This window comes from Pseudomonadota bacterium, from assembly GCA_030860485.1.
Lineage (GTDB): Bacteria > Pseudomonadota > Gammaproteobacteria > JACCXJ01 > JACCXJ01 > JACCXJ01.
This window is the reverse complement of sequence record JALZID010000278.1, coordinates 17,834-39,535: the sequence shown is the minus strand read 5'-3', so window position 1 is coordinate 39,535 and position 21,702 is coordinate 17,834. Positions and strand designations below refer to the sequence as shown.

The window sequence follows — 21,702 nt, the reverse complement described above, 5'->3', positions numbered from 1 at the left end:
GCCGGCCGCGGATGAGCGGGTATTTCACCCGGTGGGGGCTGTACAGATACCAGGAATAGCTCGCGCCGCGCTGGCAACCCCGCGGTTCATGATCGGGCAGATCGGCGCGGGTGCGCGGGTAGTCGGTGGCCTGCATCTCGAAGGCGACCAGCCCGTTCTTGACGTGGATGTTCCAGGAGCAGCCGCCGGTGCAGTTGACCCCGTGGGTCGAGCGCACCATCTTGTCGAAGCGCCAGGGGTTGCGGTAGGCGTCCTCCCACTTGCGGTCCTCGCTCGTGGTGACGCCGTGGCCGTTCGAAAAGGTGCCCTGGACTTTCTTGAAGAACCTCAGGCGGTCAAGGAAATGGCTCATTGTTGTTTGCCTCTGAAGATTATTAACATGGAGCCTCCGCACCCTCGCAATGAAGCTCGTTGATCCTTACACTAAACGGGTGTTGGGAAGGGACGAGAAGTGAGACATACCGCGCATTAGGGCATGCTCAAGCGCTGTTGAGCGGTGACGGCGAAAAATTCAAGCAGTTTGTCACTCAAACGGGCACAGAGCTTACCGCCGATGGCTTAATTCTACTTTGTCAGACCAAAATACTTGCATCAGATCATGTGGGTAAGTATAATGTCATGGTTTGATTTGTCACGGAGTGTGAACGATGGCGACTTCGTGAAAATTGTGTACCAACTGCTTCCCTCATCGCTGGTCTGCTCGACCGGTTGCCGCAACATCTCAAAGCGTTCTCTTCGTTCTTTCGCGTGGTCACCCGCTCGGTGGCGAGTGCGGCCGACCTATTTGCTGGGGCTGTTTGCCTTGCCTAAATCCAACATGCTCTCGATGAGTGAACGCATGCTCGAGGCCGATCGCCAAGTGCTGCATCACATGCTCTCGGACTCCAAGTGGGACTTCGATGGATTGGTCAGCGAGACGAGCCGTCAGGTCAACATGCTCATCGGCGGAATGAAAGCGGCTCTCATCATCGACGAGAGCGCGTTTGCGAAGAGGGGCGAGGCCTCGGCGGGGGTCGCACGGCAATGATGGGCGGCTGGGGAGCTTCATAGACCCTTCGCACTCGATGGGCAGGATGGTCCCCGTGCGTTTTCTGTTGAAAGTCAGGTTCGACATGTCTCCTCCTGGCAGCGGCTGGGGCGTTGAAAGGCCGGCCCGGGCCGCTCCTTATGCGGCACGGAGGATGGAGTCTTGTAGCGCCTGTGGGAGCTTCACGAATGCCGGGCAACGCTCCGCTCTTGATCCCCATACATCGACTACAACCGCGGCTATTTACGACCGCTGACGAAGCGATCGCCATGCCCCACCAAACCAAAGTCATCTAGGTAGACACGCCGTTGGGGGTCTTCGATGACCTCGCCGATTTCGTAGCTCTCGGTCCCGTGGGAGTGGACGACGTCACGGAGCCGCTGTATGACGTCACGGTCCGGCGGCACAATGACGCAGAAACCGATTCCCATGTTGAAGACGTGGAACATCTCCGTCTCCGGAACCGGGCCGGAGGCCTGGATGAGTTGAAATATGGGTTGCGGTTTAGGAAGATTGCGAAGCCGGAACCCGACTGCGGGGCGGATCCGAGTCAGGTTCAAGAAGCCATCGCTCGTGATGTTAACAAGCGCCTTCAACGGCGCGCCCTTGGCCTGGAGTTCAAGGATCTGCGGCACATAGATCCGCGTAGGCTCGAGTAGCTCCTCGGCAATCGTGCGTCGGAATTCGTCGATGTACGTGTTCGGCTTCAAGCCCGCGCGCTCAAAAAGGGCCTTGCGCGCGAGCGTGAGGCCGTTGCTGTGGATGCCGCTGCTCTTTAGGCCCACGATGACATCGCCAGGCTCGACCGCCTGGCCTACGTTCACCTGATCAATGGGAACGATGCCCACGCACATCCCGACGAGATCGAGCCCGCGCCCCGGCGCTTCACCGCGGATGACCTCCGGGACTTGCGAGATCTCTCCGCCCACAATGTTGACCCCGGCCTGGCGCGCACCCTCGTGGAGGCCGCGGCCGATGGCATCGAGGATTTCGGGAGTTACACGCTGGATCGCGATGTAATCGAGCATCGAGACCGGTTCCGCGCCTACGCAGATGACGTCGTTTACGTTCATGGCCACGCAGTCGATTCCGATCGTGTCATAGCGCCCGAGCATCTCGGCAATGAGGACCTTGGTCCCCACGCCATCCGTCGTGAGAGCGAGGCCCGTGCCGTGCCCCAGATCTATGACATTAGCGAAGTAGCCGATGTCGAGCACGCTCTTCCCGAGCCCCTTGCTGCTCCGGAAGTCATCCGTCGGGCGCATCCACCTCAAAAGCTTGTCCAGCCCGAGCTCGTCGTTCGTGAGCACCCCAGCTTCGCGGTAGCTGACAGGCGCAGAAGGATTCATAGATTCTTACCTTGTAAGATGATGGTGATTGGGATCACGGAGATTTGTATGAGCGATCGGGCCGTCGCGTGGATGGAGACCCCGAATGGGGCCTGGGTATGTGGCCCGCAGGACCCACGTGAGCTCGCACTCATAGATACCGGCTGGAAGCGGCGTCCGCTCAGCGCCTTCGACGAGGTCTGCCTGCGACCTGTTCCACTCGAAGGCGAGCATGCCGGCGGGCACGGCGTTACCCTCGACGCCCGCGAAGAGGAGCACAGGCTCGCTTACGGCGACCACGATGTCGGCCCGACCGTGCTCGAGGAACGTTCGCAAGTATCAAGGACAAGCGACGCCATGATCATCACCTCGTGCGGTGGGCGCGATGCGTCGCGGGCGCATCCGCTAGCCTTCCGTCACCTCGTCGCGCCAATGGCCGTCGTTCAAGAGCTCGAGTCCAGAGAAACCGAAGTGCCGGCAAGCCGGTACGCATCGACTATCTTTTCCACATACCGCCCGCTTGCTCATGAGCCTCTGCCTCACCGCCGACGCCAGTTTATTCTAACACCAGATCTCGGCTAGCCCCAAACCCCATGCGCCCCTTCCACGGCTAGGGCTCATGCCCCAGCCTTTAGCCCTTATCGCCTACTTGCACCGAACGCGAAGCTCTTTCCGATTGAAGCCCGGTGTTTCAGAAATGGTTATGTATCCCTTGGGGCATTCCTTCATCGCGCGATCGTGGCATACGGAGAACGAGACGGCGGCTCCACATTCGATAAGCAACGCTTCCTCCCCCTGCTGCCCATACATCCTTGACGCGGTCGTACAGCCCAACAATGTGACCATACCGAGACCAAGCGCAATTCTATTACGAGTTACTCGCACCATTCACCCGCAGCCCGACTCGTGGCTCACCCGGCATGAAACGCGTAGCGGGCACCGCCCCCCTTGGAGCGGCAACTTACGCCGCCATTGCTTCACGTTGAAACTGCTCCATGGCCGGCGTGAGCCATTGCTCAAGCAGCCAGTAGTTGTCGATTGCCCGCTGAAGCATGTCTATGGCTTCCTCCCTCAAGTCAAGGGTGATAGTCGGCGCACTACCGACGTCGTGATGCTTGAAATTGTTTCGGGCGACGTTGGCGCGTATACGCACGTCTTTCGGTGCCAAGGGACGCCCGAAGAGCTTCTGATGAATCGCGCAAACCGCTTTTTTCAACGAGTCCAGGGAATTATCGACACCCTTTGCTGACAGCAGCTTACCCAGAATCTCCTCCGCTGCGCCTGCAAGTGTAACCACAGAGAAGTAGTCTTGGCCTTCGAAGTATAGCCGCAATGCCGTCTCGATTTGCGCGAGAGCTATGCACTTCTTGTCATAGGTTTGTTCGGGCATGGCTCACGTGGTAAGGCGGCATAACGAATACCGCGGTAGGCCGGGTAGAGGAACGAAACCCAACACTTTGCTTGGAACTATGCTGCGAATCGCTCTGTTCATTCCAGCCTACCGTGCTCTCCAGCGCCGAGTTAGGCGCATGTGTGGTTTTGCCAGAACAACGACCAAACCAACACTGCAGACCCACAGCAGTAGAGAAAGCGATAGATCCATTGATTGACACGTTCGCTGAGAGTGACGCTTACGTACGTCAGAATGTCCCAGCCCCTCACGGCAAGAGTGGCCCAAAGAAGAATTAGTGCGCCGACCATCTGCAGCAACGAAATCGTCGAGGAGCAAGCGGAGCCTACCCATCGAGTGAACGCGGCACCGAAAACCCAACCGACAGCACCTGCCAATAGAACAAGCAGTAGCGAGTTGATTAGCGCCCGCCTTATCTTCAGCACGGAGGCTTCGGGCGGAGCATTCTGTGCGGCATTCAGAACCGCGTTGTCCGATGCCTCTGCTTCAGCGAACCGCTTTGGCGCAAATATAGCCATACAGCAGAGCTGAATGGCGCGCCAGATCGTGACCTTGTTGGGAATCTTTGCGCCCATTGGCCGTCCGGCAGACGTTGGCGCAAACCGGCGCGCCGCTATTCCACGCGCCCGATTCGAACGACAAGCACGGTAGGCTGCGCAGAGGAACGAAACCGAGCACTAGGCTCGGGCTTGCTGGGATTCAGTCTGCTCATCCCGGCATACTGTGCTCGTTTCTCCTTGTAAAGGCGGAGACCGGCAATTGGATGCGTCGGACGTACCAAAGGTTTTGTCCAGGCCCCGCTCAATTCCGCGACCGGTCCACCAGCCGATTGCTCTTGATCCAGGGCATCATCTCCCGGAGCTTCTGGCCTATCTGCTCGATGGGGTGCTCGCGGCCGGTGCGGCGCATGGCTTTGAGGACGGGGGCGCCGGCCTGATTCTCGAGTATGAACTCGCGGGCGAACTGGCCGGTCTGGATCTCCTTCAGGATCTCCTTCATGGCCTGGCGGGAGGCCTCGCCGATGACGCGCGGGCCGCGGGTGAAGTCGCCGTACTCGGCAGTGTTCGAGATCGAATACCGCATGTCGGCGAGACCGCCCTCGTAGATGAGGTCCACGATGAGCTTGGTCTCGTGCAGGCACTCGAAATAGGCCATCTCGGGCGAGTAGCCGGCCTCGACCAGGGTCTCGAAACCGGCCTGAATGAGGGCGGTGATCCCGCCGCACAGAACGGTCTGCTCGCCAAACAGATCGGTCTCGGTCTCCTCACGGAAGTTCGTCTCGATGACCCCGGCGCGCCCGCCGCCGATCGCCGACGCATAGGCGAGCGCCACGTCGCGGGCCTGGCCCGAGGCGTCTTGCTGGACTGCGATGAGGCACGGCACCCCGCCGCCCTGGGTATAGGTCGAGCGCACCAGGTGCCCCGGACCCTTGGGGGCGACCATGATCACGTCTAGATCGGGGCGCGGCTCGATCTGCCGAAAATGGATGTTGAAGCCATGGGCGAAGACCAAGGTCTTACCCTCGCGGAGGTGGGGCTCGATGCGCTCGCGGTACAGGGCCGCCTGATGCTCGTCGGGGGCCAATACAGTAACGAGATCGGCGCTGCCCACGGCCTCTTCCACCGAGGCGCTCGTCAGGCCGGCCGCCGCGACCTTGGCGGCGGTCTCGGAGCCCGGTCGCAGGGCCACGACCACGGAAACGCCCGAGTCCCTGAGGTTATTGGCATGGGCATGGCCTTGCGAGCCGTAGCCGATGATGGCGACGCGCCGGTCCTGGATGAGAGACAGATCGGCATCTTTGTCGTAGTAGATTCTCATAGGATTCTCTATCTAAATCTAGCCAAATATCTTTGTCTGGTACCTCTCCGGGTTGCCCATGTTTCCGGGAGAGGCACCGTCTCTACTCCCTCTCCCACCGGCAGAGGGCGGGGTGAGGGGATCGAAATCAATGAAAACGCTTGAATTGATTCCCCTCATCCTGACCTTCTCCCTGAGGGAGAAGGGACGTCTAAACTGTTGAGCTCGTTTTGTATAACATCGATTCTGCAAGAATCTAAGAATAGGCTTCACACCCGGAGCGCCGTCTCGCCGCGCGCGATCCCCGACACCCCGGAACGCACCACCTCCAGGATCAGCTTCTTGTCGATGCCGTTTAGGAAGGCGTCGATCTTCTCGCTCGTTCCGGTCAGCTCGATGACATAGATGGCGTGGTTCACGTCGATGATGCGGCCGCGGAAGATGTCGACGAGGCGCTTGATCTCCTCGCGGGCTGCGCCGGTGGCACTCACCTTGAGGAGCACCAGCTCGCGCTCGATGTGCTGCCCCTCGCCGAGATCCATGAGCTTGATCACATCGACGAGCTTGTTCAACTGCTTGGTGATCTGCTCGATGATCTCGTCCGAGCCGCCGGTCACGAGCGTCATGCGCGACACCGTCGGATCCTCGGTGGGCGCGACGGTCAAAGATTCGATGTTATAGGCGCGCGCCGAGAACAGACCGGCCACCCGGCACAGGGCCCCGGCCTCGTTCTCCAAGAGGATGGAAAGGACCCGGCGCACCTACGCCAGTTCCCGTTCCGGCGAGAGGTGCATCTCATGGTGACCCTTGCCCGAGGCGATCATCGGATAGACGTTCTCGGTCTGATCGGTGATGAAATCCATCAACACCAGACGGTCCTTCATGGCCAGCGCCTCTTCCAGAGCGGGCCCCACATCGCCCGACTTCTCGATGCGCATCCCGACATGCCCGAAGCTCTCGGCAAGCTTGACGAAATCGGGCAGGGCGTCCATGTAGGAATGCGAATAGCGCCGATCGTAGAAGAACTCCTGCCACTGCCGGACCATGCCCATGTAACGGTTGTTGAGGTTCAAGACCTTGATGGGCAGGCGGTACTGGAGGCAGGTGGACAGCTCCTGGATGCACATGACCAGGCTCGCCTCGCCCGTCACGCACGCGACCGTATCGTCCGGGAAGCCGAGCTGCACACCCATGGCCGCGGGCAAGCCAAAGCCCATGGTGCCGAGCCCGCCGGAGTTGATCCAGCGCCTAGGGTGGTCGAACTTGTAGAACTGCGCGGCCCACATCTGGTGCTGCCCCACGTCCGAGGTCACGTAGGCGCGGCCCTCGGTCAAACGGTACAGCTCCTCGATGACCAATTGCGGCTTGATGACCTCGCTCTTCCGGTCGTAGCGCAGGCAATCGATGGCCTGCCATTTCTTGATCTGATCCCACCAGGCGGCCAGCGCCGTGGCATCGGGTTTCGAGCCGGACTCGCGCATCGTGGCGAGGAGATCACGCAACACGCTCCCGGCGGGACCGACGATGGGGATGTGCACCGGGACGTTCTTCGAGATCGAAGAAGGGTCCACGTCGATATGGACGATCTTGGCCTCGGGACAGAATTGCTTGAGGTCCCCGGTCACCCGGTCATCGAAGCGCGCACCTATCGCGATCAGCACATCGCAGTGGTGCATGGCCATGTTGGCCTCATAGGTGCCGTGCATCCCCAGCATGCCGATGAACAGCGGGTCGGTGCCGGGGAAGGCGCCGAGGCCCATGAGGGTATTGGTGATCGGAAAGCCGAGCAGGCGGGTGAACTCGGTCAAGACCTCGGAGGCGTTGTCGAGGACCACGCCCCCGCCCGTGTAGATCATGGGCCGCTTGGCCGCGCCGATGAGCGCCGCGGCCCTCTTGATCTGGATCGGATGGCCGCGCCCGACCGGTTTGTAGGAGCGGATCTCGATGGACTCGGGGTAGTGGTATTCGGTGCTGTCGGCCGTGACATCCTTGGGGATATCGACGACCACGGGCCCGGGCCGGCCGGAGGCGGCGATGTAAAACGCCTTCTTGATGGTGGTCGCCAGGTCCCCGACCCGCTCGATCAGGAAATTGTGCTTGACGCAGGGGCGGGTGATGCCGATGGCATCGACCTCCTGGAAGGCGTCGTTGCCGATGAGGTGGGTGGGCACCTGCCCGGTGAAGACCACGAGCGGGATGGAATCCATGTAGGCGGTGGCGATCCCGGTCACGCAGTTGGTCGCGCCCGGACCCGAGGTCACGAGCACGACCCCGGGTTTGCCGGTGGCGCGCGCATAGCCGTCCGCCGCATGGGTCGCGCCCTGCTCGTGGCGCACCAGGATGTGCTTGACCAGGTCCTGCTTGTACAGCTCGTCATAGATGTGCAGGACCGCCCCGCCGGGGTAGCCGAAGACGAACTCGACGCCCTCGTCCGCGAGACACCTCCAGAAGATCTCGGCACCGCGTAGTAGTTCCGCCACCTAGCGCTCCACCCGCATGACCCGCATGACTCTTGTTGTACGAGGAATCGAATCGACGGCAATTCCCGGCGCGGCGGGGTGGGTTCGCGTCCCCCGCGTCCGCGGAGCGAGCGTGGTGAGCCGCCCCCGGTGCGCTCTCGAAGCCCCGGCCCGCTCCACACCGGATAGGGTCTGGTCAACGCCCGCGCCCCATCGCCAGAGTGGCTGGGCGTAGGACCTTTTTAACGGGATCCCACGGCGAGGTCAAGCGCACCTGCGCGCATTTCTCGCCACCACACCTGCTGCGACCGTCGATCCGTTCGGTCTAGCGCTCTGTACGGCTCAAGCGGGCTCGACGGAACGTCAGCTACGTCTTACCGTCCGTGCTCCGCCAGACTGTCACCTCGGCGGCGTCGCGACGGAGCGCGCGGAGATCCGGGCTGGGGTAGTGGACCCGCGAGGGCCTCGCCACGCTTACGTCCGCGCCCGAATCGGTTTATAGTCGCCGCGGTCCGGTTAGCCCGAACGCCCACCATGATCGAGCCCCCCCGATGGCCCCTCCTGTGCGCCGCGCTGTGCGCGGCCGCGGAGGACAAGGAGAATCAGATGGCCTGCCAAGAGGCACGGCACCGGGCCGAATCGCTCGCCGACAAACCCCGCAGCTACCGCACCGAGTCCGACGGCACCCGCGTCATACAGACCGACGAGGACCACCAGGCGTCGATCGCCAAGATGCGGGCCTGGATCGCCGAGCATTGCCAACCCTGATGCGGCTCTCCAGGCTCCTGCTCCCGACGCTCCGGGAGCTGCCCGCCGACGCCGAGGTCGTGAGCCACAGGCTCATGCTGCGGGCCGGCATGATCCGCAAGGTCGCGGCCGGGATCTATACCTGGCTGCCGCTCGGGTTGCGTGTGCTGCGCAAGGTCGAGCGCATCGTCCGCGAGGAGATGGACCGGGCCGGGGCCCAGGAGGTCCTGATGCCGGCGGTGCAACCGGCGGAGCTGTGGCAGGAGTCCGGGCGCTGGGCCCAGTACGGCCCGGAGCTCTTGCGCTTCTCTGACCGCCACCAGCGCGAGTTCTGCTTCGGCCCCACCCACGAGGAGGTCATCACCGATTTAGTGCGCCGCGAGATCCGGAGCTACAAACAACTTCCCGCGAACTTCTATCAGATCCAGACCAAGTTTCGCGATGAGGTCCGGCCGCGCTTCGGCGTCATGCGCGCCCGTGAGTTCCTCATGAAGGACGCCTACTCCTTCCATCTCGATCAGGGCTCGCTGGAAGAGACCTACACCCGCATGCATGAGACCTATACGCGCATCTTCCAACGCGTCGGTCTCGATTTCCGAGCGGTCTTGGCGGACACCGGCAACATCGGCGGGGCGCTGTCCCACGAGTTCCATGTGCTGGCCGACTCTGGTGAGGATCGCATCGCCTATTCATCGGAGGGTGACTACGCCGCCAACGTCGAGCTATGCGAGGCCTTGCCGCCCGAAGGGCCGCGCCCGCCGCCACGACAGCCGCTCGAGGAAGTCAACACCCCGGAGCAGCGCAGCATCGCCGAGGTCAGCGCCTTCCTCGGGGTGGCGCCCGCGCGCTGCACCAAGACGCTCATCATCGAAGGGCAGGACGGCGGCCTGGTGGCGCTGTGCCTGCGCGGCGACCACGACCTCAATCCCCGCAAGGCCGAGCGGCTCGCGCCGCTGGCCACGCCGCTGGCGCTGGCCGCGCCGGAACGGGTGCGGGAGGCGCTCGGCTGCAGCCCGGGCTCGATCGGTCCCCGCGGGCTCTCCATCTCCATCATCGCCGATCACGGCGCCGCGGCGCTCGCGGACTTCGTGTGCGGCGCCAACCAGGACGGCCGGCACCTCTCTGGCGTGAACTGGGGCCGGGACCTGCCCGAGCCCCAGCGCGCCGATGTGCGCGAGGTGTGCGCGGGCGACCCGAGCCCAGACGGGCACGGCCGCCTGCAGATCGCCCGCGGCATCGAGGTCGGCCACATCTTCCAGCTCGGCGACAAGTACAGTCAGGCGCTCGGGGCAACCTGCTTGGACGAACGCGGCAAGGCGGTGACCTTGATGATGGGGTGCTACGGGATCGGGGTCTCGCGGGTGGTCGCCGCCGCCATCGAGCAGCACCACGATGCACGCGGGATCCTGTGGCCGCCCGCCATCGCACCCTTCGAGGTAGCCCTGGCCCCCATCAACCTGCACCGCTCGCTGCGACTGCAAGCGGCGGTCGAGGACATCTCCGCCCAGCTCGAAACGGCCGGCATCGAGGGGCTGGTCGATGACCGCGGCGAGCGCGCCGGGGTCATGTTCGCCGATCTCGATCTCATCGGCATCCCCCACCGCTTGGTCCTGAGCGATCGCGGCCTCGATCAAGGCACCATCGAGTACAAGAGGAGGCACGAGGCCGAGGCCCGCGATGTCCCCATCGATCAGGTGGTCGCGCTCATGCGCGGGTCTTGACGGTCCTCTATCCGGGCAAGGTGCGCTATGATTTGGGCGAGCGGGTCACGGCTGCCCCCTGTCGGACCTGGCGCCCGGAGGGCCCGGTATCGTGACCGCCGGTCGGGCCGGTCGAAATAGACGCAGCGCCCGGTAGGGGCACCGGGACGTCCGTCGCAATGAATATATCAGGGACCTCAGACCCATATGTCTGACACCGTCTGGTCGCGCGTCGTACAGCGCATCGTGACGAATCCGCTCTGGCTCCTGCCCGCGGCCCTTCTCGGAATCGGGCTCGCGAGCCTCTTCTTCGCCATCTTTCTTTCGATATTCGCCGCCGCCGCCGTGGTGCTCGGCTTGCGTTTCTATTGGTGGAAACGCGACCTGGAGCGGGCCGGGCGTGGGAAGACCCTGGAAGGGGAGTACATCGTCATCGAGAAGCGCAAGGCCATCGTCCGCCGCAACGACGACCCCGCCCCTTAGTCGCGCTTGGACCCCATCGCGCTTAGGCCCATCGGTCACGTCCGACACGGGGTCCCGGAGGCGGACCTACCGCGTCTGCGGGCCGAGATGGTTGCCGAGATCGTCATCGACGAAGCCTATGCCGAGGCTATCGCTGGGCTCGAAGACTACTCGCACCTCATCGTGCTCTTCTGGATGCACCGCTGCGATCCCGCCCGGTATCGTCCGATGGTCCACCCGCGCGGGCGCGACGACCTACCGCTCACGGGGGTGCTCTCGACCCGCGGCCGGGACCGGCCGAACCCGATCGGGCTCGCGGTGGTAGAGTGGCTCGGCCGGACCGGACACTGCCTGCAGGTCCGGCGGCTCGATGCCTACGACGGGACCCCGGTCATCGATATCAAACCCTACGATCCCTACGACGTCTTCACCGACCTGCGCGTCCCCGATTGGTGGTACCGCCTTCCGCGCCCCGCCGGATATGGTTTCGGCATCGGCGGGACGCCAGCGCCTTGAACCCGGGTCGATGTCGGAGCTATTCGCCATTCCATTCGCCACTCACCATCGTGTCGCCAGCGCCTTGAACCGGGTTTTCGATGCAGGAAGACGGGGAGTGCGGCGCGTCTTCTGCCTCATCGCCTTGATGGTCTGCGGTGCCGCTGCCGAACCCGAGGTACGCCAGGTGTTCGGCCAGTGGAGCCTGCGCTGCGAGCAGCCGAAGCGCGGTCAGGAGCGGTGCTCCATCGTGCAAGACGTGGTCACGCGCGCGAGCGGACAGCGCGTGGTGCGTGCCGCCATCGGACTCGTGCCGGGCAGCCCGGAGCCCATCGCCCTCTTCACCCTGCCGCTCGGGATCTCGCTCCCCCCGGGGGCGAGCCTCCGGATCGGCAGCCGTGAACCCGTACACTTCCCGATCGAGCGCTGCGAGGCAGAGGGCTGCCGCGGCGGCCTGAAGCTCGGTGCGGCACTGGTAGACGCGCTGAAGCAGGCGCAGGACGCCGAGCTGATGTTCCACGATGCACAGCGCCAGCCGATCCGCGTCGCGCTGTCGCTGGAAGGATTCGCCCCCGCGCTCGAGGCCCTGCGTTAGTCGCGCTCGACGATGGCGCAGAGGCCTGGCAAGGCCGGACAGGGATGGACGATGAGGCGCGTGGGGATGGGCTCGAGATAACGCCGATAGCGCCCCTTGGCGAGGAACCGCTCTCGGAACGCCGAGGCCGCGAGCGCATCGGCAAGACCCGGCAAGATCCCGCCGGCGAGGTAGATTCCGCCGAGCGCGCCGAGGGTCAGCGCCAGATCGCCGGCGACGCTGCCGAGGAAGCCGAAGAACATCCCGAGCGCGCGCTGGGCGATGGGTTCGGACCCGCCTATCGCGAGCGCGGTGACCTCCTCCGGCCGCACGGTCCTCGGTTCCTGTCCGGCGAGCGTCTGTAGGCATTCGTAAAGCGTGACCAGTCCGGGCCCAGAGACCAGGCGCTCGGCCGAGGCGTGACCGAAGCGCCTGCGCACCATCGCGAGCACCGCTTCCTCTGCCTCGCAGGCAGGCGCGAGCGTGACATGCCCGCCTTCCCCGGCGAGGACGGCGTGACCCCGATCGCAGGGAATAAGCCCCGACACCCCGAGCCCCGTGCCCGGGCCCAGCACACCAATCGGGGCACCCGCCCTAGCCGCGCCGCCGCCGATCGCGAGCGTGTCCTCGGCGGCCAAGGCCGGGATCGACCAGGCGATGGCGGTGAAGTCGTTGAGGACGTGGAGCCGCGCAACCCCGAGCTCGCGCCACAAGCCCGCGATGGAGAAATCCCAGTCCCGGTTCGTCATTGCCACCGCGTCCCCGACTACGGGCGCGGCCACCGCGAGTGCCGCCCCGAGCCGCGAACGGTCCTTCGGGAACGTTTCCAGACCGGACGCGATGAGCGCGCGCAGATCGGGATAGCGGTCGTTGTCGGCCACGCGGATGGACCCGAGCGTCCCGCCGGCCGCGACGAATGCGAGGCGTGCGCGCGTGCCGCCCACATCGGCCAGGAGCCAACTTTCGATCGCCGCACTATGCCTCGACGCCACCGGCGCGATGATAGCACCGCGGGGGGCCCGCGCCGGCCCTGTGGTTTCGCTTTGCCCCAAGCGCATTTTCGTGTAGCTTGTTCGCGGTAGAACCACAATAAGTAAATTAGTAGATCTGGGGGGATCCCTATGCGTGCTCCTGCGACGACCTTCGTGCTCGCTTTGGCGCTCTGCAGGACTTCTCGACGGAATTCGCCTTCGGCAGCCACGCAGGGATCGGGATCCGCTTCGGCGACCGGGCCCGTTTCGAGCTGGGCTACCGCTACCAGCACCTGTCGAACCTGGGCATCGGCGACTCCAACCCCGGGATCAACTTCCATCTGGTACGGCTCGGCTATCATTTCTAGCCCGCATTTCTCACCACTGCCCGTCGCGGTCGCAGCAGGGTAGTGGCAAGAAATCCGGCCTAGGCCAGCAGTGTCTCGACGGCCGCGCGTTCTTCTTCCAACTCCTGGCGGGTCAGGTCCATCCGCTCCCGGCTGAGGGCGTCGATGGGCAGGTCGGGCACGATCGCGTATTCGCCGTTTTTCGTCGTGACGGGGTAGGAATAGACAAGGCCGGGGGCGATGCCGTAGCTACCGTCGCTCGCGACCGCCATGCTGGTCCAATCGCCCTCCGGGGTGCCGAGGACCCAATCGCGCATGTGCTCGATGGCCGCGTTGGCGGCCGAAGCGGCGCTCGATGCGCCGCGTGCGTCGATGATCTCGGCGCCGCGTTTCGCGACCCTCGGGATGAAGGCATCGACCATCCATTTCTCATCGACGAGCTTCATCGCCGACTCGCCGCGCACGGTCGCGTGGTGGATGTCGGGATACTGGGTCGTGGAATGGTTGCCCCAGATGATGACCCGCCGGATATCGCCGACAGGAGCGCCGGTCTTCTCCGCCAGTTGCGCGAGCGCGCGGTTATGATCGAGGCGCGTGAGCGCCGAGAAGCACCGCGGGCTCAGGCCGGGCGCGCTCTTCAGCGCGGTCAGTGCATTGGTGTTGGCTGGGTTGCCGACCACCACGACCTTGACCTGGCGGCTGGCATGCTCGTTGAGCGCCTGGCCCTGGACCTTGAAGATACCGCCGTTCGCGGCCAGGAGATCGCTGCGCTCCATCCCGGGGCCTCTCGGCCGGGCGCCGACCAATAGGGCATAGTCCGCATCCTGGAAGGCCACACTTGGATCGTCGGTGATCACGATGTCCTGCACCAGCGGGAAGGCGCAGTCCAGGACCTCCATCACCACCCCCGTCAAGGCCTTTTGGGCCGCCGCGATATCCAAAAGCCGCAATACCATCGGCTGGTCTCGGCCCAACATCTCTCCGGACGCGACACGGAAGATCAGCGCATAGCCGATCTGGCCCGCCGCCCCGGTGATGGTGACTTGTGCCGGTGGTTTCATGCCTCTCCCCTCTTTGGCTCAGAGGTTGTGAAAAACCTACTGCGCTCGGGACCTCGCGCTGCATCCTCGGCGCGCCAAGCAGGGCCACTCCCTGGCCCTGGCTTCCCGGCGGTGTTCGGAATCCTCATGTGTTTCAACATACACTCCGGTTCCTCTGCTGCGGCGGAACGCGACCTACCTTCGCTCGCGACGGTTTTTTCATACCCTCTCAGCGTTCGTTCATAGGTACGTAATCGCGCTCCGCGGGCCCCACATAGAGCTGTCTGGGCCGGCCGATGCGGAAGCCCTCGTGCTCCTTGCGGATCATCTCGCGCCATTGGGCGAGCCAGCCCGCGACACGCGCCAGGGCGAACATCACCGTGAACATGCGCGTCGGGATGCCGAGCGCCTGCAGGATGATCCCAGAATAGAAATCGACGTTGGGATAGAGCTTGCGCTCCTGGAAGAACGGATCCTTCAACGCGATCTCCTCGAGCTTCATAGCGATCTCGAAGATCGGGCGCTGGGCGTTGGCCAGGTGATGGAGGACCTCGTGACAGGCCTCTTGGATGCACTTGGCGCGCGGGTCGTAGTTCTTGTAGACGCGATGACCGAAGCCCATGAGCCGGTAGCCGTCCTGCTTGTCCTTGGCGCGATCGACGAATTTCTGCACGTCCTTCGGGTCCTTGATGTCGTTCAGCATCTGGATCACGGCCTCGTTCGCGCCACCGTGAGCCTTGCCCCATAGGGTCGCGATGCCGGCCGCCACACAGGTATAGGGGTTGCTCTCGGTGCTGCCCGCCAGTCGCACCGCCGAGGTGCTGGCGTTCTGCTCGTGGTCCGCGTGCAGGATCAGCAGGAGATCGAGGGCGCGTACCGCGATTGAGTTGATGACGTACGGCTCCGAGGGGATCGCGAACATCATGTTCAGGAAGTTCTCGACGTAGCCCAGTGAGTTGTTGGGATACACGAACGGGCGGCCGGCCGGATGCTTGTAGCATTTCGCGGCGAGGTTGGGCATCTTGGCGAGGATGCGGCGCACCGTCATGTCCTGGTCTTCCTCGCTGTAGATGTTCATGATGTCGTGATAGTAGGAGGCCATGGCGCCCATCACCCCCACCATCATCGACATCGGATGGGCATCGTAGCGGTAACCCCCGAAGAACCGGGTCAGGTGCTCGTGCACCATGTTGTGCTCGCGGAGCGAGGAGTCGAACTCCGTCATCTGTGAGGACGTGGGCAGATCCCCGTAGATGAGAAGGTAGGCCACGTCCAGGAAGGTGCTGCGCTCGGCCAGTTGTTCGATGGGATAGCCCCGGTAGCGCAGGATGCCGTGATCGCCATCAATGTAGGTGATGCCGCTGCGGCAACTCGCCGTGGCCCCATACCCCGGGTCCAGGGTGAACATCCCCAGCCGATCGTAAAGCTCGCTGATATCGACCACCGCGGGGCCATCGCTGCCCCGCAAGATCGGGCACTCGATGCTCTTGCCGGTGCTGTTGTCAGTGATCGTGACCGTCTCGTTCGCCATGCCCTTCTCCGTTCCGTGGTACTGCCGCGCCGGCACCATACCACCTGTGTGATCCCGGTGCCTAGCATATCGTCAGCTTGCGCGCCGCAGCAAGGGCGGCCCGCACGCGGGCCGACGCAAACCTTGGCCAGGCGCACGCTATGAGGTATTATTGCACCGCACACACTAGAGATCCGCGAGGCGTGTTGCGCTGATACAACTCCAGGCACATCTTAGAACAACGATACGTACGCCAGGTCCTATATTTCGGAACCCGGCGTCGCAACCCAATTACACACCATGCAGAAACCAACCTCTACGCTCCTTTCGACGGCGAATCTGGGGATCCTGGAACCGCTCTATGAGGCGTTCCTACGGGATCCCAACGTCATGGACCCCGCCTGGCGCGAGGTCTTTTCCGACCTCGCGGATGGCGCCGGACACCCACAAGCCACCTCACGCGAGGCCGCCGATGCGGGGCTGGACGACCGCTTTCAAAAGCAAGTCGCCGTGCTCCAGCTCATCAATGCCTACCGCTTTCGTGGCCATCGGCAGGCCGACCTCGACCCCTTGCGCCAATACGAACGCCCGGAAGTGGCGGAGCTCGACCCGGCCTTCCACGGGCTCACGGACGAGGACCTCGATACGACCTTCAACACCGGGTCGCTGGTCGGTCCGGCCAAGGCCACCTTGCGCGAGATCCTCGACATCGCGCGCGCCACCTATTGCCGCACCGTCGGCGCCGAGTACATGCACATCAACGACACCCACCAGAAGCGCTGGATCCAACAGCGCCTCGAGGCCGGCCGGGGGCAGCCCGGGCTGTCGCCGGCGAAGAGGCACCGGGTCCTGGAACGTCTGATCGCGGCCACCACGCTCGAGCAGTTTCTGCACAGGAAGTACGTGGGGCAGAAGCGCTTCTCTCTCGAGGGCGGCGAGAGCACCATCCCGCTACTCGACGATCTGGTCCAGGGGGCCGGGAGGCTCGGGGTCCAGGAGGTCGTGATCGGCATGGCCCACCGCGGCCGCATCAATGTCCTCGTGAACACCGTGGGCAAGCACCCGGCCGAGCTCTTCGACGAGTTCGAGGGCAAGGGCAAGGACGGGGTCGGCTCCGGCGACGTCAAGTATCACCTCGGTTATTCCTCGGACATCGCCACGCCGGGCGGCCCGGTCCATCTCACCTTGTCCTTCAATCCCTCGCACCTCGAGATCATCGATCCGGTGGTGCAGGGCTCGGTGCGGGCCCGCCAGGAGCGCCGCCACGACAAGACCCGCAACTCGGTGTTGTCCATCCTCCTGCACGGAGACGCGGCCTTCGCCGGCCAGGGGGTGGTCATGGAGACCCTGAACCTGTCGCAGACCCGCGGCTATACGACCGGGGGGACGATCCACGTGGTCGTGAACAACCAGATCGGGTTCACCACCAGCGATCCGCTCGATTCACGCTCGACGCTCTACTGCACCGATGTGGCCAAGATGGTCCAGGCGCCCATACTGCACGTCAACGGCGATGACCCGGAGGCCGTGGTCATGGTCGCCGGGCTGGCCCTGGATTACCGCATGGAGTTCAACAAGGACGTGGTGATCGACCTCGTGTGCTATCGCAAGCACGGCCACAGCGAGGCCGACGAGCCGGCGGCGACCCAGCCCATCATGTACCAGAAGGTCCGACAGCAACCGCCGGTGGTCGAGACCTATGCGGCCAAGTTGGTGGCCGAAGGGGTGGTCGGCGGCCAGGAACGGCAGGCTCTGGAACGGCATTACGTGGAATCGCTGGAGCACAACGAGGTCGTGGCCGGGGCACTCGTCTACAACATCAAGAACGAGCTGCGCGTGAGCTTCGAGCCCTACCACGGCAAACACTGGCGCGAGCCCTGCGAGACCCAGATCACTTCGGACCGGATCCGGGCGCTCGCCGAGCGGTTCACCGAGGTACCGGGGCATTTCGAGTTGCACCGTGCTGTCACCCGGATCATCGAGCAACGCCGCGAGATGGCCCACGGCAAGCTCCCCATGGACTGGGGATGTGCCGAGACCCTGGCCTATGCGAGCCTGGTCGATGAGGGCTTCCCGGTGCGGCTGTCCGGTCAGGACAGCGAGCGCGGCACCTTCTTCCACCGCCATGCCGTCATCCACGACCAGAAGACCGACGAGACCTTCGTCCCCCTGCAGCACATCCGCGCGGGCCAGGCGAGTTTTCTGACCGTCAACTCCATCCTCTCCGAGGAGGCGGTCCTGGGGTTCGAGTACGGCTTCAGCAGCTCCGAGCCCAATGCGCTGGTGGTGTGGGAGGCCCAGTTCGGCGACTTCGCGAACGGGGCGCAGGTCGTGATCGACCAGTTCATCACCTCCTGCGAGGCCAAGTGGGGGCGTTTGTGCGGTCTCGTGTTGTTGCTGCCGCACGGCTATGACGGCCAGGGCCCGGAGCATTCCTCGGCGCGCCTCGAGCGTTATCTCCAGTTGGCCGCCGAGGAGAACATCCAGGTGTGCGTCCCGAGCACCCCGGCGCAGTGCTTTCATCTCCTGCGGCGCCAGGTGCTGCGCTGCTACCGCAAACCGCTCGTGGTCATGAGCCCGAAGAGCCTGTTGCGCCATCGGCTCGCGACCTCCACCCTGCCGGAGATCACCCATGGGCGCTTCGAGCCCGTGATGCACGAGGTCGATCCCCTCGATCCGAAAGGCGTGGACCGCGTGCTGGTGTGCAGCGGCAAAGTGTACTTCGATCTATTGGAGGCGCGCCGGGCGCACAAGATCCAGGACACGGCCATCGTTCGCGTCGAGCAGCTCTACCCCTTCCCGGTCGAGGAGATGGACGCCGCGCTCGCGGCCTATCCCAACGCCCTGGACCTCGTGTGGGTCCAGGAGGAGCCGCGCAACCAGGGGGCCTGGGTGTATCTCTTGGCGCGCCTGCACCTGTTCGGGCGGCTGCACGAGCCCCAGCAACTCCGGCTCGTGGCGCGCCCCTACTCTGCGTCGCCGGCGGTCGGCTACAGCTCCAAGCACCTCGAGCAACAGCAGGCCCTGGTGGACGAGGCGCTCAGGCTCGATCGCATGCCCCTGGCCCGGCAGATGACCGCGTAACGAACCGTGCTCGTCGAGGTCAAGGTCCCCCAGCTCGCCGAGTCGATCGCGGACGCCACGCTGCTCCCGTGGCGCAAGCGGGTGGGTGAGCGCCTCACACGCGGCGAGCCGCTCGTCGATCTCGAGACCGACAAGGTCACGCTCGAGGTCAGCGCCCCCGAGGATGGGGTCCTCAAAGAGCTGCGCAAGCAGGAGGGCCAGACCGCCGTGAGCCACGAGACCCTGGCCGTCATCGACACGACCCTCCTCAAAGCGGTTGCTGACCTCCCTCCCCCACCGCCCCCTGCTGCCGAGCCCACACCTACGACGCCTGGCCCCGAGCCTCCGGCACCCAAGCCCAAAAGTGACAATGCCAAAAGTGACAAGGAAATCACCAAGCTGAGCCCAGCCGTACGCAAGCTCGTGGCCGAGCATGCGATCGATCCGCAGGCGGTCCCGGCGAGTGGGAAGGACGGCCGCCTCACCAAATCCGACGTGCTCACGTATCTCAAGCCGACCGAGGAGACCGCACCTCCGAATGCGCCGCCGGTGGCCGAGCCCGTCGCGCATGCCGATGAGGCGGGGGAGCGGCGGGTCCCCATGACGCGGCTGCGCCGGCGCATCGCCGAGCGCTTGCTGGCCGCTCAACACCAGTACGCCATCCTCACCACCTTCAACGAGGTCGATATGCAGCCGGTGACCGCGCTGCGCGACCGTCACCGCGAGGCCTTCGAAGCCCGCCACGGGGTGCGCCTCGGGTTCATGTCGTTCTTCTGCAAGGCGGCGGTCGCGGCGCTCAAGCGCTACCCGATCGTGAACGCCGCGGTCGAGGGCGAGGGCATCGTCTATCACGACTATTACGACCTCGGCATCGCGGTCAGCTCCCCGCGCGGGCTCGTGGTGCCCGTCCTCCGCGACGTCGAGCACCTGTCTTTCGGTGCCATCGAGGCCAAGCTCCGGGAGTACGGCGAGAAGGCACGCGAGGCCAAGCTCAAGGTCGAGGAGCTGAGCGGCGGGACCTTCACGATCACCAACGGCGGGGTGTTCGGCTCGCTGCTCTCCACCCCGATCCTGAATCCCCCGCAGAGCGCCATCCTCGGCATGCACCGCATCCAGGACCGCCCCATCGCCGAGGGCGGCCAGGTGATGATCCGGCCCATGATGTACCTGGCGCTCTCCTACGACCATCGCATCATCGACGGGCGCGAGGCGGTGTTATTCCTCGTGACCCTGAAGCAGCACCTCGAAGACCCCGCGCGCCTGCTCCTCGACCTCTAACTCATTGATGAGCTTTGGCTCGATTACCTTGGGCTCGATGACCTTGGGCGTGGAGCACTACGACTGCCTCGTGATCGGGGCCGGGCCGGGCGGGTATACGGCGGCCATTCGGGCCGCCCAACTGGGGATGAAGACGGCCTGCGCCGAGGCCTTTAGGGATCCCGCGGGAAAACCGGTGCTCGGTGGCACCTGCCTGAACGTCGGCTGCATCCCCTCCAAGGCCCTGCTCGATTCCTCGCACCATTTCCACCACATCGCCCACGAGGCGAAGGCCCACGGGATCGGTGTCGAGGGCCTCCGCCTGGACCTCGCCACGATGCTGGCACGCAAGGACCAGGTGGTCCGGGCCTTGACGCAGGGGATCGCCGGGCTCTTCAAGAAGCACGGCATCACCTGGCTTCAGGGACATGGGCGGCTTCGGGGCGGCGGGCAGGTCGAGATCAGCCCGTGGGAGGGTGGCGCGCCGCTCACCGTCTCTGCAAGCCACCTCATCATCGCGACCGGCTCGGTGCCGGCCCCGCTGCCGGGCGTGCCCATCGACAACGACCGCATCTGCGACTCGACCGGGGCGCTGGCCTTCACCGAGGTCCCCGGTCGCCTCGGGATCATCGGGGCCGGGGTCATCGGGATCGAGCTCGGGAGCGTGTGGCGGCGCCTGGGCTCGGAGGTCGTGCTGCTCGAGGCCCTGGAGACCTGGCTGCCGAGCGCGGATACCGACATCACCCGACAGGCCGCGAAGGAGCTCAAGCGCCAAGGCTTGCAGATCCGGCTCGGTTGCGCGGTACAGGGCGTCGAACGCCAGGGACAGGAGGTGCGCCTCGCCTATCGGGTCGGCGAAACGATCGAGTGGCTCGGCGTGGATCGGCTGGTGGTGGCCGTGGGACGGCGCCCGAATACCGAGGGCCTCGGGGTCGAGGCGGCGGGCGTGAAGCTCGATGCCCGCGGGTTCATCGAGGTCGATGGACAGTGCCGAACCACCTCGGAGGGGATCTACGCCATCGGTGATGTCGTGGCCGGACCCATGCTGGCGCACAGGGCCTCCGAAGAGGGGGTCGCGGTGGCCGAGCGCATCGCCGGGCAGTCCCCGGCGGTGGACCATGGGCTCATCCCCTGGGTCATCTACACCTGGCCCGAGATCGCCTGGGTCGGTCCGAGCGAACAGGCCCTCAAGGCGGAAGGCCGCGCCTATCGCGGCGGCCGCTTCCCGCTCCAGGCCAGCGGGCGGGCGCGGGCCATGGGTGAGACCGCCGGCCTCGTCAAGGTCCTCGCCGATGAGAAGACCGATCGCATCCTGGGCGTACACCTCTTCGCACCCCAAGCCTCCGAGCTCATCGCCGAGGCCGTCCTCGCCATGTCCTTCGACGCCAGCGCGGAGGACCTCGCGCGCACCGTCCATGCCCATCCGACGCTCGCCGAGGCGATCCACGAGGCGGCGCTGGCGGTGGATGGGCGTCCCATCAACCTCTGACCAGGGGGAATCCACGCAGCAGGAA

At 64.7% G+C, this 21,702-nt stretch carries 20 protein-coding genes; 10 read left to right on the top strand and 10 right to left on the bottom strand.

The window, feature by feature from the left end; genetic code table 11:
* A partial coding sequence (locus M3461_17080; protein ID MDQ3775939.1) for a hypothetical protein occupies positions 1–352 on the bottom strand: 352 nt, incomplete at its 3' end.
* 261 nt (positions 353–613) lie between these two features.
* Between M3461_17080 and M3461_17075 the strand changes: the two genes are divergently transcribed.
* Complete coding sequence (locus M3461_17075) at positions 614–1,027, top strand: transposase (protein MDQ3775938.1); 414 nt, start codon at positions 614–616, stop codon at positions 1,025–1,027.
* Positions 1,028–1,266: 239 nt separating this feature from the next.
* On the opposite strand, the gene purM is transcribed toward M3461_17075, so the two are convergent.
* The gene (gene purM, locus M3461_17070) at positions 1,267–2,376 is read right to left on the bottom strand and encodes a phosphoribosylformylglycinamidine cyclo-ligase (GenBank protein ID MDQ3775937.1); all 1,110 of its coding nucleotides are present in this window, start codon (positions 2,374–2,376) and stop codon (positions 1,267–1,269) included.
* Positions 2,377–2,424: 48 nt separating this feature from the next.
* Here purM and M3461_17065 point away from each other — a divergent pair, with 48 nt between their 5' ends.
* The gene (locus M3461_17065) at positions 2,425–2,937 is read left to right on the top strand and encodes a hypothetical protein (GenBank protein ID MDQ3775936.1); all 513 of its coding nucleotides are present in this window, start codon (positions 2,425–2,427) and stop codon (positions 2,935–2,937) included.
* A 379-nt stretch (positions 2,938–3,316) separates the two neighbouring features.
* Here the strand turns inward: M3461_17065 and M3461_17060 are convergent, their stop codons facing one another.
* From M3461_17060 to ilvB, 5 genes are all read right to left on the bottom strand, one after another.
* Positions 3,317–3,745, bottom strand: a complete 429-nt coding sequence (locus M3461_17060) for a hypothetical protein (protein ID MDQ3775935.1) — start codon at positions 3,743–3,745, stop codon at positions 3,317–3,319.
* 131 nt (positions 3,746–3,876) lie between these two features.
* Entirely contained in the window at positions 3,877–4,341 is a 465-nt protein-coding gene (locus M3461_17055; protein MDQ3775934.1) for a hypothetical protein, read from the bottom strand.
* Positions 4,342–4,567: 226 nt separating this feature from the next.
* Complete coding sequence (gene ilvC, locus M3461_17050; protein ID MDQ3775933.1) at positions 4,568–5,584, bottom strand: ketol-acid reductoisomerase; 1,017 nt, start codon at positions 5,582–5,584, stop codon at positions 4,568–4,570.
* Between the two features lie 248 nt (positions 5,585–5,832).
* The gene (gene ilvN / locus M3461_17045; GenBank protein MDQ3775932.1) at positions 5,833–6,324 is read right to left on the bottom strand and encodes an acetolactate synthase small subunit; all 492 of its coding nucleotides are present in this window, start codon (positions 6,322–6,324) and stop codon (positions 5,833–5,835) included.
* Entirely contained in the window at positions 6,325–8,043 is a 1,719-nt protein-coding gene (ilvB, locus tag M3461_17040) for a biosynthetic-type acetolactate synthase large subunit (GenBank protein ID MDQ3775931.1), read from the bottom strand.
* 513 nt (positions 8,044–8,556) lie between these two features.
* Here ilvB and M3461_17035 point away from each other — a divergent pair.
* The 5 genes from M3461_17035 to M3461_17015 all read left to right on the top strand — a co-directional run bounded on the left by M3461_17035 (position 8,557) and on the right by M3461_17015 (position 12,021).
* Positions 8,557–8,790 carry a hypothetical protein gene (locus tag M3461_17035; protein ID MDQ3775930.1) on the top strand — a complete coding sequence of 78 codons (234 nt, stop codon included), beginning with the start codon at positions 8,557–8,559 and terminating at the stop codon, positions 8,788–8,790.
* Positions 8,790–10,490: a proline--tRNA ligase gene (locus M3461_17030; GenBank protein MDQ3775929.1), complete on the top strand. Its 1,701-nt coding sequence runs from the start codon at positions 8,790–8,792 to the stop codon at positions 10,488–10,490. The genes M3461_17035 and M3461_17030 overlap by 1 nt, the downstream gene beginning before the upstream one ends.
* Before the next feature lie 186 nt (positions 10,491–10,676).
* Positions 10,677–10,952, top strand: coding sequence for a hypothetical protein (locus M3461_17025; protein ID MDQ3775928.1), 276 nt, complete (start codon positions 10,677–10,679; stop codon positions 10,950–10,952).
* Between the two features lie 6 nt (positions 10,953–10,958).
* On the top strand, positions 10,959–11,447 hold the full coding sequence (gene tsaA / locus M3461_17020; protein MDQ3775927.1) for a tRNA (N6-threonylcarbamoyladenosine(37)-N6)-methyltransferase TrmO: 489 nt from the start codon (positions 10,959–10,961) through the stop codon (positions 11,445–11,447).
* Between the two features lie 10 nt (positions 11,448–11,457).
* Positions 11,458–12,021, top strand: coding sequence for an invasion associated locus B family protein (locus M3461_17015; protein ID MDQ3775926.1), 564 nt, complete (start codon positions 11,458–11,460; stop codon positions 12,019–12,021).
* Here the strand turns inward: M3461_17015 and glk are convergent.
* From glk to M3461_17000, 3 genes are all read right to left on the bottom strand, one after another.
* Positions 12,018–12,992 (bottom strand): glucokinase, encoded by a 975-nt coding sequence (gene glk / locus M3461_17010; protein ID MDQ3775925.1) that lies wholly within the window; start codon positions 12,990–12,992, stop codon positions 12,018–12,020. The two genes, M3461_17015 and glk, sit on opposite strands and share 4 nt — an antisense overlap.
* Before the next feature lie 406 nt (positions 12,993–13,398).
* Entirely contained in the window at positions 13,399–14,379 is a 981-nt protein-coding gene (locus M3461_17005; protein ID MDQ3775924.1) for a malate dehydrogenase, read from the bottom strand.
* A 208-nt stretch (positions 14,380–14,587) separates the two neighbouring features.
* A complete protein-coding gene (locus tag M3461_17000) occupies positions 14,588–15,889 on the bottom strand; it encodes a citrate synthase (protein ID MDQ3775923.1) in 1,302 nt (433 codons plus the stop codon).
* 279 nt (positions 15,890–16,168) lie between these two features.
* Between M3461_17000 and M3461_16995 the strand changes: the two genes are divergently transcribed.
* The 3 genes from M3461_16995 to lpdA are packed head-to-tail and all read left to right on the top strand — an operon-like array spanning position 16,169 to position 21,677.
* Positions 16,169–18,952, top strand: coding sequence for a 2-oxoglutarate dehydrogenase E1 component (locus M3461_16995; GenBank protein MDQ3775922.1), 2,784 nt, complete (start codon positions 16,169–16,171; stop codon positions 18,950–18,952).
* Positions 18,953–18,958: 6 nt separating this feature from the next.
* Complete coding sequence (odhB, locus tag M3461_16990; GenBank protein MDQ3775921.1) at positions 18,959–20,209, top strand: 2-oxoglutarate dehydrogenase complex dihydrolipoyllysine-residue succinyltransferase; 1,251 nt, start codon at positions 18,959–18,961, stop codon at positions 20,207–20,209.
* A 7-nt stretch (positions 20,210–20,216) separates the two neighbouring features.
* Positions 20,217–21,677 (top strand): dihydrolipoyl dehydrogenase, encoded by a 1,461-nt coding sequence (gene lpdA / locus M3461_16985; GenBank protein ID MDQ3775920.1) that lies wholly within the window; start codon positions 20,217–20,219, stop codon positions 21,675–21,677.
* Positions 21,678–21,702 lie beyond the last annotated feature (25 nt).